The organism is Pseudomonas sivasensis (assembly GCF_052938085.1).
Map to the genome: position 1 here is coordinate 508,189 of NZ_CP176442.1, position 15,986 is coordinate 524,174.

Below are 15,986 nucleotides of genomic sequence, written 5' to 3' on the forward strand. Positions count from 1 at the left end.
CCGCAGCCTTAGGCTGTGGGGTTTTGTCGTCACTGGGATAAACGCGCAAGTAACCGGGGAGCCTTTCGAGGCGTTTGAACCCGTAATTGGAGTGCCTCATGGCCAAGAAAATTACCGCTTACATCAAGCTGCAAGTGAAGGCCGCTCAGGCCAACCCAAGCCCACCTGTTGGTCCAGCTCTGGGTCAGCATGGCGTGAACATCATGGAATTCTGCAAGGCCTTCAACGCCCGTACTCAGGGTCTTGAACCAGGTCTGCCGACTCCAGTGATCATCACTGTATACAGCGACCGTAGCTTCACTTTCGAAACTAAGTCGACCCCGGCTTCGGTTCTGCTGAAGAAGGCTGCTGGTCTGACTAGCGGTTCCGCTCGTCCTAACACCGTTAAAGTCGGCACTGTAACTCGTGCTCAGCTGGAAGAAATCGCGAAAACCAAAAACGCGGATCTGACTGCAGCTGATATGGATGCAGCCGTGCGTACCATCGCCGGTTCTGCTCGTAGCATGGGCCTTAACGTGGAGGGTGTGTAATGGCTAAGCTGACCAAGCGCCAAAAGGCTATCGCCGGCAAAATCGAAGCAGGCAAGGCCTACAGCTTTGTAGACGCTGCAGCCCTGTTGACCGAGCTGTCGACTGTCAAATTCAGCGAGTCCGTTGACGTTGCTGTAAACCTGGGTGTGGACCCGCGTAAGTCCGACCAAGTCGTTCGTAGCGCTACTGTGCTGCCACACGGTACTGGCAAGACTGTACGTGTAGCCGTCTTCACCCAAGGCCCGGCAGCTGAAGCTGCTCTGGCCGCTGGCGCTGATCGCGTTGGCATGGACGACCTGGCTGCCGAAATGAAAGGCGGCGACCTGAACTACGACGTAGTTATTGCCTCCCCGGATGCAATGCGTGTTGTAGGTCAGTTGGGTCAGATCCTTGGTCCACGTGGCCTGATGCCTAACCCTAAAGTCGGCACTGTAACGCCAGACGTAGCTACCGCGGTTAAAAACGCCAAGGCTGGTCAGGTTCGTTATCGCACCGACAAAAACGGCATCATTCACACCTCCGTTGGCAAGGTCGGTTTCGACGCCGTCAAGCTGAAGGAAAACGTTGAAGCCCTGATCGCTGATCTTAAGCGTATCAAGCCAGCTTCTTCTAAAGGTATCTACGTCAAGCGCGTTACCCTGAGCACCACTATGGGCCCAGGTCTGGTCATCGACCAAGGCTCGCTGGACGTATAAGACACAGATTGACGCAAGCGATTGCGTCAATTGAAAAAATTGGGGTCCCTGCCTGGCGGGGGCTATCCAAGACCGTAGGCGACGCAAGTCTTAAACCAAAAGCCTACGCAGATGGTGCTCCCGGTTCCTTACCGAATCAGACACCAAAACGACATCCGGCCTAGGCCAGATGAAACGGTAACAAGCAGGAGTTAAACCCGTGGCAATTAATCTCGAAGACAAGAAGGCCATCGTCGCTGAAGTCAACGAGGCTGCCAAAGCTGCCCTGTCCGCTGTCGTGGCTGATGCCCGTGGTGTGACAGTAGGCGCTATGACCGGACTCCGTAAAGAGGCTCGTGAAGCTGGCGTATACGTACGTGTTGTACGTAACACCCTGCTCAAGCGCGCTGTTGCTGACACTGAATACAGTGTTCTCAATGACGTGTTCACCGGCCCGACTCTGATCGCGTTCTCCAAAGATCATCCAGGCGCTGCTGCCCGTTTGTTCAAGGAATTTGCCAAGAGTCAGGATAAGTTCGAGATCAAGGCAGCTGCGTTCGAGGGCAAGTTCCTCGCAGCTAACCAAATCGACGTACTGGCAACATTGCCGACCCGCGACGAAGCCATTTCGCAGCTGATGAGCGTGATTCAAGGCGCTACCAGCAAGCTGGCTCGTACTCTGGCTGCAGTTCGCGAGCAAAAAGAAGCTGCCGCAGCCTAAGGCTGAGCGACTTCTCTCGCGTATTTTTGTTTATTTCGATGGCCGCGTAGGCCGTCCCCCAATTCAGGAAATACAGCAATGTCTATCTCCCAAGACGATATCCTCAACGCCGTAGCTGAAATGTCGGTTCTGCAGGTTGTTGAGCTGATCAAAGCTTTCGAAGAAAAATTCGGCGTTTCCGCTGCCGCTGCTTCCGCTGGCCCAGCAGTTGCTGCTGTTGCTGCTGAAGAGCAAACCGAATTCAACGTCATGCTGCTGGAAGCTGGCGAGAAGAAAGTAAACGTGATCAAGGCAGTACGTGAACTGACCGGTCTGGGCCTGAAAGAAGCCAAGGCTGTAGTTGACGGCGCTCCTGCCCAGGTTCTGGAAGCAGTGTCGAAAGACGCAGCTGACAAAGCCAAAGCTACTCTGGAAGAAGCAGGCGCTAAAGTCGAGCTGAAGTAAGCATCGACTTTGCGTCTCCAGCCCAAGCGTTAAGCTGAAGGCTGATGGCTGGTGGCTCTTGCCACCGGCCTTTTTCCGTTATTGGCTGTCGACTCGGTCGCCGCCATTAACGCGCTGTAGCCACCCGAAGCGGTGGTGCAAACCATGGGGTTTGCAAGATTTTCTGGCTGCTCCCGTCGGAGGGGCCAAACAAGCAGGTGACCAAGCTGGGGAACGCTGATGGCTTACTCATATACTGAGAAAAAACGTATCCGCAAGGACTTTAGCAAGTTGCCGGACGTCATGGATGTCCCGTACCTTCTGGCTATCCAGCTGGATTCGTATCGTGAATTCTTGCAGGCGGGAGCGACCAAAGATCAGTTCCGCGACGTGGGCCTGCATGCGGCCTTCAAATCCGTTTTCCCGATCATCAGCTACTCCGGCAATGCTGCGCTGGAGTACGTCGGTTATCGCCTGGGCGAACCGGCATTTGATGTCAAAGAATGCGTGTTGCGCGGTGTTACGTACGCCGTACCTTTGCGGGTAAAAGTCCGTCTGATCATTTTCGACAAAGAGTCGTCGAATAAAGCGATCAAGGACATCAAAGAGCAAGAAGTCTACATGGGTGAAATCCCACTGATGACTGAAAACGGTACCTTCGTTATCAACGGTACCGAGCGTGTTATCGTTTCTCAGCTGCATCGTTCACCGGGTGTGTTCTTCGACCACGACCGCGGCAAGACGCACAGCTCCGGCAAACTCCTGTACTCCGCGCGGATCATTCCGTACCGCGGTTCGTGGTTGGACTTCGAGTTCGATCCTAAAGACTGCGTGTTCGTGCGTATCGACCGTCGCCGCAAGCTGCCAGCTTCTGTGCTGCTGCGCGCGCTCGGCTATACCACCGAGCAGGTGCTGGACGCTTTCTACACCACCAACGTATTCAGCCTGAAGGATGAAACCCTCAGCCTGGAGCTCATCGCATCGCGTCTGCGTGGTGAAATTGCTGTCCTGGATATCCAGGATGAGAATGGCAAGGTAATCGTTGAGGCTGGCCGTCGTATTACTGCGCGCCACATCAACCAGATCGAAAAGGCCGGTATCAAGTCGCTGGAAGTGCCTCTGGACTACGTCCTGGGCCGCACTACCGCCAAGGTCATCGTTCACCCGGCTACAGGCGAAATCCTGGCTGAGTGCAATACCGAGCTGAACACTGAGATCCTGGCCAAAATCGCCAAGGCTCAGGTTGTTCGCATCGAGACCCTGTACACCAACGATATCGACTGCGGTCCGTTCGTCTCTGACACGTTGAAGATTGACTCCACCAGCAACCAACTGGAAGCGCTGGTCGAGATCTATCGCATGATGCGTCCTGGCGAGCCACCAACCAAAGACGCTGCCGAGACCCTGTTCAACAACCTGTTCTTCAGCCCTGAGCGTTACGACCTGTCTGCGGTCGGTCGGATGAAGTTCAACCGTCGTATCGGTCGTACCGAGATCGAAGGTTCGGGCGTGTTGTGCAAAGAAGACATCGTTGCGGTACTGAAGACTCTAGTCGACATCCGTAACGGTAAAGGCATCGTCGATGACATCGACCACCTGGGTAATCGTCGTGTTCGCTGCGTAGGCGAAATGGCCGAGAACCAGTTCCGCGTTGGTCTGGTGCGTGTTGAGCGTGCGGTCAAAGAGCGTCTGTCGATGGCTGAAAGCGAAGGCCTGATGCCGCAAGACCTGATCAACGCCAAGCCAGTGGCTGCGGCGGTGAAAGAGTTCTTCGGTTCCAGCCAGCTCTCGCAGTTCATGGACCAGAACAACCCTCTCTCCGAGATCACCCACAAGCGCCGTGTTTCCGCACTGGGCCCGGGCGGTCTGACCCGTGAGCGTGCTGGCTTTGAAGTTCGTGACGTACACCCGACGCACTACGGTCGCGTTTGCCCGATCGAAACACCGGAAGGTCCGAACATCGGTCTGATCAACTCCTTGGCGGCCTACGCGCGCACTAACCAATACGGTTTCCTCGAGAGCCCGTACCGTGTGGTGAAAGACGCTCTGGTCACTGACGAGATCGTGTTCCTGTCCGCCATCGAAGAAGCTGATCACGTGATCGCTCAGGCTTCGGCCACGATGAACGACAAGAAAGTCCTGATTGACGAGCTGGTAGCTGTTCGTCACCTGAATGAGTTCACCGTCAAGGCGCCGGAAGACGTCACTTTGATGGACGTTTCGCCGAAGCAGGTAGTTTCGGTTGCAGCGTCGCTGATCCCGTTCCTGGAGCACGATGACGCCAACCGTGCGTTGATGGGTTCCAACATGCAGCGTCAAGCTGTACCGACCCTGCGCGCTGACAAGCCGCTGGTAGGTACCGGCATGGAGCGTAACGTAGCGCGTGACTCCGGCGTTTGCGTCGTGGCTCGTCGTGGCGGCGTGATCGACTCTGTTGATGCCAGCCGTATCGTGGTTCGTGTTGCTGATGATGAAGTTGAAACTGGCGAAGCCGGTGTCGACATCTACAACCTGACCAAATACACCCGCTCGAACCAGAACACCTGCATCAATCAGCGTCCGCTGGTGAGCAAGGGTGATCGCGTCCAGCGTAGCGACATCATGGCCGACGGCCCGTCCACCGACATGGGTGAACTGGCACTGGGTCAGAACATGCGCATCGCGTTCATGGCGTGGAACGGCTTCAACTTCGAAGACTCCATCTGCCTGTCCGAGCGTGTTGTTCAAGAAGACCGCTTCACCACGATCCACATTCAGGAACTGACCTGTGTGGCACGTGACACCAAGCTTGGGCCGGAGGAGATCACTGCGGACATCCCGAACGTGGGTGAAGCTGCACTGAACAAGCTGGACGAAGCCGGTATCGTTTATGTAGGTGCTGAAGTTGGCGCAGGCGACATCCTGGTGGGTAAGGTCACTCCGAAAGGCGAGACCCAACTGACTCCAGAAGAGAAGCTGTTGCGTGCCATCTTCGGTGAAAAAGCCAGCGACGTTAAAGACACCTCCCTGCGTGTACCTACTGGTACCAAGGGCACTGTCATCGACGTACAGGTCTTCACCCGTGATGGCGTTGAGCGTGATGCTCGTGCGCTGTCCATCGAGAAGACTCAGCTCGACGAGATCCGCAAGGACCTGAACGAAGAGTTCCGTATCGTTGAAGGCGCGACCTTCGAACGTCTGCGTTCCGCTTTGGTAGGCCACAAGGCTGAAGGCGGCGCAGGTCTTAAGAAAGGTCAGGACATCACCGACGAAATCCTCGACGGTCTTGAGCGCGGCCAGTGGTTCAAACTGCGCATGGCTGAAGATGCTCTGAACGAGCAGCTCGAGAAGGCCCAGGCGTACATCGTTGATCGCCGCCGTCTGCTGGACGACAAGTTCGAAGATAAGAAGCGCAAACTGCAGCAGGGCGATGACCTGGCTCCAGGCGTGCTGAAAATCGTCAAGGTTTACCTGGCAATCCGTCGTCGCATCCAGCCGGGCGACAAGATGGCCGGTCGTCACGGTAACAAAGGTGTGGTCTCCGTGATCATGCCCGTTGAAGACATGCCGCACGATGCCAATGGCACTCCGGTCGACGTGGTCCTCAACCCGCTGGGCGTACCTTCGCGTATGAACGTTGGTCAGATCCTTGAAACCCACCTGGGCCTCGCGGCCAAAGGTCTGGGCGAGAAGATCAACCGTATGATCGAAGAGCAGCGCAAGGTCGCAGACCTGCGTAAGTTCCTGCACGAGATCTACAACGAGATCGGCGGTCGCAACGAAGAGTTGGACACCTTCTCCGACCAGGAAATCCTGGATCTGGCGAAGAACCTGCGCGGTGGCGTTCCGATGGCTACCCCGGTGTTCGACGGTGCCAAGGAAAGCGAAATCAAGGCCATGCTGAAACTGGCAGACCTGCCAGAAAGCGGCCAGATGCAGCTGTTCGACGGCCGTACCGGCAACAAGTTTGAGCGCCCGGTTACTGTTGGCTACATGTACATGCTGAAGCTGAACCACTTGGTAGACGATAAGATGCACGCTCGTTCTACCGGTTCGTACAGCCTGGTTACCCAGCAGCCGCTGGGTGGTAAGGCTCAGTTCGGTGGTCAGCGTTTCGGGGAGATGGAGGTCTGGGCACTGGAAGCATACGGTGCTGCTTACACTCTGCAAGAAATGCTCACAGTGAAGTCGGACGATGTGAACGGTCGGACCAAGATGTACAAAAACATCGTGGACGGCGATCACCGTATGGAGCCGGGCATGCCCGAGTCTTTCAACGTGTTGATCAAAGAAATTCGTTCCCTCGGCATCGATATCGATCTGGAAACCGAATAACACGTGACGCGAATCGAGAGCGGGGCTGTTTAGCCCGCTCTCTGCTCCGCCAGGAGGAAAGGCCTTGAAAGACCTACTGAATTTGCTGAAAAACCAGGGTCAAGTCGAAGAGTTCGACGCCATCCGTATTGGGTTGGCATCGCCTGAGATGATCCGTTCGTGGTCGTTCGGTGAAGTTAAAAAGCCGGAAACCATCAACTACCGTACGTTCAAACCTGAACGTGACGGCCTGTTCTGCGCCAAGATTTTTGGCCCGGTAAAGGATTACGAGTGCCTGTGCGGTAAGTACAAGCGCTTGAAACACCGTGGTGTGATCTGCGAGAAGTGTGGCGTTGAAGTTGCACTGGCCAAGGTTCGTCGTGAGCGCATGGCGCACATCGAACTGGCTTCGCCGGTTGCTCACATCTGGTTCCTGAAATCGCTGCCGTCCCGTATCGGTTTGCTGATGGACATGACCCTGCGTGATATCGAGCGCGTTCTCTACTTCGAGAGCTATGTCGTTATCGACCCAGGCATGACCACCCTTGAAAAGGGTCAGTTGCTGAACGACGAGCAGTACTTCGAAGCGCTGGAAGAGTTCGGCGACGATTTCGATGCCCGTATGGGTGCCGAAGCGGTCCGCGAACTGTTGCACGCTATCGACCTGGAACACGAGATTGGCCGTCTGCGTGAAGAGATTCCGCAAACCAACTCCGAAACCAAGATCAAGAAGCTGTCCAAGCGTCTGAAGTTGATGGAAGCCTTCCAGGGTTCCGGCAACTTGCCAGAGTGGATGGTGCTGACCGTTCTGCCGGTTCTGCCGCCAGACCTGCGTCCGCTGGTACCGTTGGACGGCGGTCGTTTTGCGACCTCCGACCTCAACGACCTATACCGTCGCGTGATCAACCGTAACAACCGCTTGAAGCGCCTGCTTGATCTGTCCGCTCCGGACATCATCGTGCGCAACGAAAAGCGTATGTTGCAAGAAGCGGTTGATGCCCTGCTCGACAACGGTCGTCGTGGTCGCGCTATCACGGGTTCCAACAAGCGTCCTCTGAAATCCCTGGCCGACATGATCAAGGGTAAGCAAGGTCGTTTCCGTCAGAACTTGCTCGGTAAGCGTGTTGACTACTCCGGTCGTTCGGTAATTACCGTAGGCCCGACCCTGCGCCTGCATCAGTGCGGTCTGCCTAAGAAGATGGCTCTCGAGCTGTTCAAGCCGTTCATCTTCGGCAAGCTGGAAATGCGCGGTCTCGCGACCACCATCAAAGCGGCCAAGAAAATGGTCGAGCGCGAACTGCCAGAGGTTTGGGACGTTCTTGCTGAAGTGATTCGCGAACACCCGGTCCTCCTCAACCGTGCACCGACCCTTCACCGTCTGGGTATCCAGGCGTTTGAACCGGTATTGATCGAAGGTAAGGCTATTCAGCTGCACCCTCTGGTCTGTGCTGCGTACAACGCCGACTTCGACGGCGACCAAATGGCCGTGCACGTACCGCTGACGCTGGAAGCCCAGCTGGAAGCGCGTGCGTTGATGATGTCGACCAACAACATTCTGTCGCCAGCCAACGGTGAGCCAATCATCGTTCCGTCGCAGGACGTTGTATTGGGTCTGTACTACATGACGCGTGAAGCGATCAACGCCAAAGGCGAAGGTCGTGTATTTGCGGACTTGCAGGAAGTTGACCGTGTGTTCCGTGCCGGCGAAGCCGCATTGCACGCCAAGGTCAAGGTGCGGATCCACGAAACCGTCAACGATCGTGATGGCGGAAGCGTGAGCAACGTTCGTATCGTCGACACTACTGTCGGCCGTGCACTGTTGTATCAAGTTGTGCCAAAAGGTCTGTCGTACGATGTCGTCAACCTGCCGATGAAGAAAAAGGCGATCTCCAAGTTGATCAACCAGTGCTACCGCGTGGTTGGTTTGAAAGAGACTGTTATCTTCGCTGACCAGTTGATGTACACCGGTTTTGCTTATTCGACCATTTCCGGCGTTTCCATCGGTGTTAACGACTTTGTTATCCCGGATGAAAAAGCCCGCATCATCAGTGCTGCTACTGACGAAGTGAAAGAGATCGAAAGCCAGTACGCCTCGGGCCTGGTAACACAGGGCGAGAAGTACAACAAAGTGATCGACCTTTGGTCCAAGGCGAACGATGAAGTTTCCAAGGCGATGATGGCCAACCTCTCGAAAGAGAAAGTCATCGACCGTCATGGCGTCGAAGTCGACCAGGAGTCCTTCAACTCGATGTACATGATGGCCGACTCGGGCGCACGGGGTTCTGCTGCGCAGATCCGTCAGCTCGCCGGTATGCGTGGCCTGATGGCCAAGCCGGACGGTTCCATCATCGAAACGCCGATTACTGCGAACTTCCGTGAAGGTTTGAGCGTACTTCAGTACTTCATCTCCACTCACGGCGCTCGTAAAGGTCTGGCGGATACCGCGTTGAAAACCGCTAACTCCGGTTACCTGACACGTCGTCTGGTAGACGTTGCACAAGATCTGGTTGTAACCGAGATCGATTGCGGCACCGAGCACGGCCTGCTCATGACTCCGCACATTGAAGGCGGTGACGTTGTAGAGCCGCTGGGTGAGCGCGTATTGGGTCGTGTTATTGCGCGTGACGTGTTCAAGCCAGGTACTGAGGAAATCATCGTTCCTGCCGGCACTCTGGTTGATGAGAAGTGGGTCGAGTTCATCGAACTCAACAGCATCGACGAAGTGATTGTTCGCTCGCCGATTAGCTGCGAAACCCGCTACGGTATTTGCGCCAAGTGCTATGGCCGTGACTTGGCTCGTGGTCACCAGGTGAATATCGGTGAAGCGGTCGGCGTTATCGCTGCCCAATCCATCGGTGAGCCGGGTACCCAGCTGACCATGCGTACGTTCCACATCGGTGGTGCGGCAAGCCGGACCTCCGCAGCTGATAGCGTTCAGGTGAAGAATGGCGGTACTGTCCGTCTGCACAACCTGAAGCACGTTGAGCGAGTGGATGGTTGTCTGGTTGCGGTATCCCGTTCCGGTGAGCTGGCAATCGCTGACGACTACGGTCGTGAGCGTGAGCGTTACAAGCTGCCGTATGGTGCTGTGATTTCGGTTAAAGAAGGTGACAAGGTCGACGCTGGCGCAATCGTGGCCAAGTGGGATCCGCACACTCACCCAATCGTTACCGAAATGAAAGGTACCGTGACCTACGTGGGCATGGAAGAAGGCATCACGATCAAGCGTCAGACTGACGAATTGACCGGTATGACCAACATTGAAGTACTCGACGCGAAAGATCGTCCCGCTGCCGGTAAAGACATCCGTCCTGCCGTTAAGATGGTCGATGACAACGGCAAGGATTTGTTGCTGCCAGGCACTGACGTAATCGCTCAGTACTTCCTGCCAGCTAACGCCCTGGTCGGTGTAGCGGATGGTGCGAAGATTGCGATCGGTGATGTTATCGCTCGTATCCCGCAAGAAACTTCGAAGACCCGTGACATCACCGGTGGTCTGCCGCGTGTTGCCGACTTGTTCGAAGCTCGTCGTCCGAAAGAAGCATCGATTCTGGCTGAAGTCAGCGGCACCATCGCGTTCGGTAAAGAGACTAAAGGCAAGCGCCGTCTGGTTATTACCCCGAACGACGGTAGCGATCCGTACGAAGAGCTGATTCCGAAGTGGCGTCACCTGAACGTCTTCGAAGGCGAACAGGTAAACCGCGGCGAAGTTATCTCCGACGGCCCGAGCGATCCACACGACATCCTGCGTCTGTTGGGTGTGAGTGCGCTGGCCAAGTACATCGTTAACGAGATCCAGGATGTTTATCGTCTGCAAGGCGTGAAGATCAACGATAAGCACATTGAGACCATCCTGCGTCAGATGCTGCGTAAAGTTGAAATCGCTGAATCCGGCGATTCCAGTTTCATCAAGGGCGACCAGATGGAACTGACTCACGTACTGGTAGAGAACGAGCGTCTGGCTGGCGACGAGAAATTCGTATCCAAGTTCACTCGTGTTCTGCTGGGTATCACCAAGGCGTCGTTGTCTACTGAGTCGTTCATCTCGGCGGCCTCCTTCCAGGAGACCACTCGCGTACTGACCGAAGCAGCGGTAACCGGTAAGCGCGATTACTTGCGCGGCCTGAAAGAAAACGTGGTCGTGGGTCGTCTGATCCCGGCTGGTACCGGTTTGGCTTACCACAGCGAGCGTAAGCGCCGCCGTGATGCTGACAAGCCGCTGCGCGTAAGCGCCAGTGAAGTGGAAGCTGCACTGACCGAAGCGCTGAACTCAAGCGGTAACTGAGTTCTGCAATAAATAAGTCTGGGCCCTGGCAGTCCCATTCGTCGGATCGAGGCAATTTTGCCCCGGTTCGACGAGAGGGGAGGTCGGGGCCTTGCCTTGACTGGGGGCAAGATCCTCTTTAGACTCTTGTACCCCTAAATTTGGCGGGAGCTCGTTCCTGCCATTTTTGCTTTTCTTGCAAGACAATAGCGTCGCAAGACAACAGTGGAGCTAGTAGATGGCAACTATCAACCAGCTGGTACGTCAGCCGCGTAAGCGTATCGTCGAGAAATCCGACGTGCCTGCGCTGCAGAACTGCCCGCAACGTCGTGGCGTATGCACTCGCGTGTATACCACTACGCCGAAAAAACCTAACTCGGCACTGCGTAAAGTGTGCCGTGTGCGTCTGACCAACGGTTTCGAGGTTTCCTCGTACATCGGCGGTGAAGGCCACAACCTGCAAGAGCACAGCGTGGTGCTGATTCGTGGCGGTCGTGTAAAAGACTTGCCAGGTGTTCGTTATCACACCGTACGCGGCTCCTTGGATACTTCCGGCGTTAAAGGTCGTAACCAGGGTCGTTCGAAGTACGGTACCAAGAAGCCTAAGTAGTAGCGGCTTTTTGTAAAACTGAACCATCTTATTTTCTGAGTCGATAAGAGTAAGGTCGGAGGCGTCCCGAAAGGGCACTGATTCCGAGCGAACCTGAAGACCGTTTGAGGGCTTATCCATGCCAAGAAGACGCGTAGCAGCCAAGCGCGAAGTGCTTGACGATCCAAAATACGGAAGCCAAATTCTGGCCAAGTTCATGAACCACGTGATGGAAAGCGGCAAGAAAGCCGTTGCCGAGCGTATCGTTTATGGCGCGCTGGAAAAGGTTAAAGAACGCAAGAACAGCGACCCCCTGGAAATCTTCGAGAAAGCTCTCGACGCCATCGCTCCGCTGGTCGAAGTGAAGTCGCGCCGTGTAGGCGGCGCTACTTATCAGGTTCCGGTTGAAGTTCGTCCGTCCCGTCGTAACGCCTTGGCAATGCGCTGGTTGGTAGACTTCGCCCGTAAGCGTGGCGAGAAGTCTATGGCTCTGCGTTTGGCTGGCGAACTGTTGGACGCTGCTGAAGGTAAAGGTGCTGCTGTTAAGAAGCGTGAAGACGTGCACCGTATGGCTGAAGCTAACAAAGCTTTCTCGCACTACCGCTTCTAATCTTAGCTTCACTAATTTTGCGAGGGCTTTATGGCTCGTACTACTCCGATTAGCCGCTACCGTAACATCGGTATCGTTGCTCACGTGGATGCTGGTAAAACCACCACCACCGAGCGCGTACTGTTTTACACCGGCAAAAGTCACAAAATGGGCGAGGTGCATGATGGCGCCGCGACCACAGACTGGATGGTTCAGGAGCAGGAGCGTGGTATTACCATTACTTCTGCTGCTATTACCGCCTTCTGGAAAGGTTCTGAGAAGCAGTACAAAGACGAGCATCGCTTCAACGTAATCGATACCCCGGGCCACGTAGACTTTACCATTGAAGTTGAACGTTCCCTGCGCGTACTCGATGGCGCTGTCGTTGTGTTCTGTGGTACTTCGGGTGTTGAGCCTCAGTCGGAAACCGTATGGCGTCAAGCCAACAAATACGGCGTTCCACGTCTTGTTTACGTAAACAAGATGGACCGTGCTGGTGCCAACTTCCTGCGCGTGATCGGTCAGATCAAGCAGCGTCTGGGTCACACTCCGGTGCCAATCCAACTGGCTATCGGTTCCGAGGACAACTTCCAGGGTCAGATCGATCTGATCAACATGGAGGCGGTCTACTGGAATGATTCCGACAAAGGTATGGTTCCTGTTCGTAAGCCTATCCCTGCTGAACTGCAGGAACTGGCTGACGAGTGGCGCAACAACATGGTTGAGGCTGCTGCCGAAGCCAGCGAAGAGCTGATGAACAAGTACCTCGAAGGTGAAGAACTCACCAGCGTGGAAATCAAGGCCGCTCTGCGTCAGCGTACTATCGCTGGTGAGATCGTCTTGGCTGTTTGCGGTTCCTCGTTCAAGAACAAGGGTGTTCCCCTGGTTCTCGATGCTGTGATCGACTACCTGCCTGCTCCAACCGACATTCCTGCTATCAAGGGCACCAACCCTGATAACGAGGAAGAGGAAATGGAGCGTCATGCAGACGACAGCGAGCCGTTCTCGGCCCTGGCGTTCAAGATCGCTACCGACCCATTCGTGGGTACCTTGACTTTCGTCCGCGTTTACTCGGGCGTGTTGGCGTCCGGCGACGGTGTGATCAACTCGGTTAAAGGTAAGAAAGAGCGCGTGGGTCGTATGGTGCAAATGCATGCAAACGCCCGTGAAGAGATCAAGGAAGTGCGCGCTGGTGACATCGCGGCCCTGATCGGCATGAAGGATGTCACCACTGGTGAGACTTTGTGCGACGCTGCTAAGCCAATCATCCTGGTTCGCATGGACTTCCCGGAGCCGGTTATTTCGGTTGCCGTAGAGCCTAAGACCAAGGATGACCAGGAAAAAATGGGTATCGCTTTGGGCAAGCTTGCTCAGGAAGATCCATCTTTCCGCGTTAAGACTGATGAAGAGACTGGTCAAACGATCATCTCTGGCATGGGCGAGCTGCACCTGGACATCCTGGTTGACCGGATGCGCCGTGAGTTTAACGTCGAAGCCAACATCGGTAAGCCTCAGGTTTCCTATCGTGAGCGCATCACGAAAAACTGTGAAATCGAAGGCAAGTTCGTTCGTCAGTCCGGCGGTCGTGGTCAGTTCGGTCACTGCTGGATCCGTTTTGCTCCTGCTGACGAAGGTCAGGAAGGTCTGCAATTCGTGAACGAAGTAGTGGGTGGTGTTGTTCCTAAGGAATACATCCCTGCTATCCAGAAGGGTATCGAAGAGCAGATGAAGAACGGTGTTGTTGCCGGCTATCCGCTGATCGGCCTGAAAGCAACCGTTTTTGACGGTTCTTACCACGACGTCGACTCCAACGAGATGGCGTTTAAGGTGGCTGCTTCCATGGCAACCAAGCAACTGGCCCAAAAGGGCGGTGGTGAGTTGCTTGAGCCAATCATGGCGGTAGAAGTTGTTACACCTGAAGACTATATGGGTGATGTCATGGGCGACCTTAACCGTCGTCGCGGCATGATCTTGGGTATGGAAGACACGGTTTCCGGCAAAGTGATTCGCGCCGAGGTTCCGTTGGGTGAGATGTTCGGTTATGCGACCGACGTTCGCTCCATGTCCCAGGGTCGCGCAAGCTACTCTATGGAATTCAAAAAATACAACACAGCTCCGGCGCACATCGCTGAAACTGTATCCAAAAAACAAGGCTGATTCAGTCCTTTAGGCAAGGAGTTAATTGTCGTGGCTAAAGAAAAATTTGATCGTTCCCTACCGCACGTCAACGTTGGCACCATCGGTCACGTTGACCATGGTAAAACCACTCTGACTGCTGCTCTGACTCGCGTTTGCTCCGAAGTGTTCGGTTCCGCAATCGTTGATTTCGATAAAATCGACAGCGCGCCAGAAGAAAAAGCTCGTGGTATCACCATCAACACTGCGCACGTTGAATACAACTCGCTGATCCGTCACTACGCTCACGTTGACTGCCCAGGTCACGCCGACTATGTGAAGAACATGATCACCGGTGCTGCCCAGATGGACGGCGCGATCCTGGTTTGCTCGGCCGCTGATGGTCCGATGCCACAAACCCGTGAGCACATCCTGCTGTCCCGCCAGGTTGGCGTTCCGTACATCGTGGTTTACCTGAACAAGGCTGACCTGGTAGACGACGCTGAGCTGCTGGAACTGGTTGAGATGGAAGTGCGCGATCTGCTGAGCACTTACGACTTCCCAGGTGACGACACTCCGATCATCATCGGTTCTGCTCGTATGGCTCTGGAAGGCAAAGACGACAACGAAATGGGCACCACGTCCGTTCGTAAACTGGTTGAGACTCTGGACAGCTACATCCCAGATCCAGTTCGTGTTATCGACAAGCCGTTCCTGATGCCAATCGAAGACGTATTCTCGATCTCCGGTCGTGGTACTGTTGTGACTGGTCGTATCGAGCGCGGTATCGTTAAGGTTCAAGATCCACTGGAAATCGTTGGTCTGCGTGACACTACCGTCACCACCTGCACCGGTGTTGAAATGTTCCGTAAGCTGCTCGACGAAGGTCGTGCGGGCGAGAACTGCGGCGTTCTGCTGCGTGGTACCAAGCGTGACGACGTTGAGCGTGGCCAGGTTCTGGTTAAGCCGGGTTCGGTTAAGCCGCACACCAAGTTCGAAGCTGAAGTGTACGTGCTGAGCAAAGAAGAAGGCGGTCGTCACACTCCGTTCTTCAAAGGCTACCGTCCACAGTTCTACTTCCGTACTACCGACGTTACTGGTAACTGCGAACTGCCGGAAGGCGTAGAAATGGTAATGCCAGGCGACAACATCAAAATGGTTGTCACCCTGATCAAAACCATCGCTATGGAAGACGGTCTGCGCTTCGCAATCCGTGAAGGCGGCCGTACCGTTGGTGCTGGCGTTGTAGCTAAAATCATCGAGTAATTATCTCTTCTGAGATAGCTCTGATGTTTTGAGGAGGCCCCCGCTTAGCGGGGGCCTTTTTTATTGGGTTGACACCCATCTGGGCCGTCTATAGAATTGCGCCTCCTTTTAACGGGCGTATTGCGCTCGGTGGGAATAGCAGCCGGAGTCTGAAATCCAATGCAAAATCAGCAAATCCGTATCAGGTTGAAGGCTTTTGATCATCGCCTGATCGACCAATCCACCCAGGAAATCGTGGAAACCGCGAAACGTACTGGTGCTCAAGTGCGTGGTCCAATTCCACTGCCTACCCGTAAAGAGCGGTTCACCGTTCTGGTCTCCCCGCACGTCAACAAAGACGCGCGTGACCAGTACGAGATCCGTACTCATAAGCGCGTACTGGACATCGTCCAGCCAACGGATAAAACCGTTGATGCACTTATGAAGCTTGATCTGGCGGCCGGTGTGGAAGTTCAGATCAGCCTCGGCTAAGACTTGGGTCTTAGTCGTGTAACGCTCTGAAATGGGCGGCCATAGCGGGTG

General features: G+C 55.0%; 11 protein-coding genes. All 11 read left to right on the forward strand.

Annotated features, from left to right (window positions below):
- Positions 1–98 precede the first annotated feature (98 nt).
- The 11 genes from rplK (at position 99) to rpsJ (ending at position 15,935) form a co-directional block, all read left to right on the forward strand.
- Positions 99–530, forward strand: coding sequence for a 50S ribosomal protein L11 (gene rplK, locus ACKZ62_RS02445; RefSeq protein ID WP_003176435.1), 432 nt, complete (start codon positions 99–101; stop codon positions 528–530).
- The gene (gene rplA, locus ACKZ62_RS02450) at positions 530–1,225 is read left to right on the forward strand and encodes a 50S ribosomal protein L1 (protein WP_032884532.1); all 696 of its coding nucleotides are present in this window, start codon (positions 530–532) and stop codon (positions 1,223–1,225) included. The genes rplK and rplA overlap by 1 nt, the downstream gene beginning before the upstream one ends.
- 199 nt (positions 1,226–1,424) lie before the next feature.
- Positions 1,425–1,925 (forward strand): 50S ribosomal protein L10, encoded by a 501-nt coding sequence (gene rplJ, locus ACKZ62_RS02455; RefSeq protein WP_003232405.1) that lies wholly within the window; start codon positions 1,425–1,427, stop codon positions 1,923–1,925.
- 78 nt (positions 1,926–2,003) lie between these two features.
- Positions 2,004–2,369 (forward strand): 50S ribosomal protein L7/L12, encoded by a 366-nt coding sequence (gene rplL / locus ACKZ62_RS02460; protein ID WP_003176432.1) that lies wholly within the window; start codon positions 2,004–2,006, stop codon positions 2,367–2,369.
- 219 nt (positions 2,370–2,588) lie between these two features.
- On the forward strand, positions 2,589–6,662 hold the full coding sequence (gene rpoB, locus ACKZ62_RS02465) for a DNA-directed RNA polymerase subunit beta (RefSeq protein ID WP_447096286.1): 4,074 nt from the start codon (positions 2,589–2,591) through the stop codon (positions 6,660–6,662).
- Between the two features lie 64 nt (positions 6,663–6,726).
- Entirely contained in the window at positions 6,727–10,926 is a 4,200-nt protein-coding gene (gene rpoC / locus ACKZ62_RS02470; protein WP_032884534.1) for a DNA-directed RNA polymerase subunit beta', read from the forward strand.
- A gap of 217 nt (positions 10,927–11,143) precedes the next feature.
- Entirely contained in the window at positions 11,144–11,515 is a 372-nt protein-coding gene (gene rpsL / locus ACKZ62_RS02475; protein ID WP_002555494.1) for a 30S ribosomal protein S12, read from the forward strand.
- Positions 11,516–11,633: 118 nt separating this feature from the next.
- A complete protein-coding gene (gene rpsG / locus ACKZ62_RS02480; protein ID WP_002555493.1) occupies positions 11,634–12,104 on the forward strand; it encodes a 30S ribosomal protein S7 in 471 nt (156 codons plus the stop codon).
- Between the two features lie 30 nt (positions 12,105–12,134).
- The gene (gene fusA / locus ACKZ62_RS02485) at positions 12,135–14,240 is read left to right on the forward strand and encodes an elongation factor G (RefSeq protein WP_447096287.1); all 2,106 of its coding nucleotides are present in this window, start codon (positions 12,135–12,137) and stop codon (positions 14,238–14,240) included.
- Between the two features lie 30 nt (positions 14,241–14,270).
- Complete coding sequence (tuf, locus tag ACKZ62_RS02490; protein WP_003176426.1) at positions 14,271–15,464, forward strand: elongation factor Tu; 1,194 nt, start codon at positions 14,271–14,273, stop codon at positions 15,462–15,464.
- 159 nt (positions 15,465–15,623) lie between these two features.
- Positions 15,624–15,935: a 30S ribosomal protein S10 gene (gene rpsJ, locus ACKZ62_RS02495; RefSeq protein WP_003186070.1), complete on the forward strand. Its 312-nt coding sequence runs from the start codon at positions 15,624–15,626 to the stop codon at positions 15,933–15,935.
- Positions 15,936–15,986: the final 51 nt, after the last annotated feature.

Excerpts from the sequence above, each read along its gene's own strand:
- rplK (WP_003176435.1), top strand. The coding sequence starts at position 99 with ATGGCCAAGAAAATTACCGCTTACATCAAGCTGCAAGTGAAGGCCGCT.
- rplA (WP_032884532.1), top strand. The coding sequence starts at position 530 with ATGGCTAAGCTGACCAAGCGCCAAAAGGCTATCGCCGGCAAAATCGAA.
- rplL (WP_003176432.1), top strand. The coding sequence starts at position 2,004 with ATGTCTATCTCCCAAGACGATATCCTCAACGCCGTAGCTGAAATGTCG.
- rpoB (WP_447096286.1), top strand. The coding sequence starts at position 2,589 with ATGGCTTACTCATATACTGAGAAAAAACGTATCCGCAAGGACTTTAGC.
- rpsL (WP_002555494.1), top strand. The coding sequence starts at position 11,144 with ATGGCAACTATCAACCAGCTGGTACGTCAGCCGCGTAAGCGTATCGTC.
- rpsG (WP_002555493.1), top strand. The coding sequence starts at position 11,634 with ATGCCAAGAAGACGCGTAGCAGCCAAGCGCGAAGTGCTTGACGATCCA.
- fusA (WP_447096287.1), top strand. The coding sequence starts at position 12,135 with ATGGCTCGTACTACTCCGATTAGCCGCTACCGTAACATCGGTATCGTT.
- rpsJ (WP_003186070.1), top strand. The coding sequence starts at position 15,624 with ATGCAAAATCAGCAAATCCGTATCAGGTTGAAGGCTTTTGATCATCGC.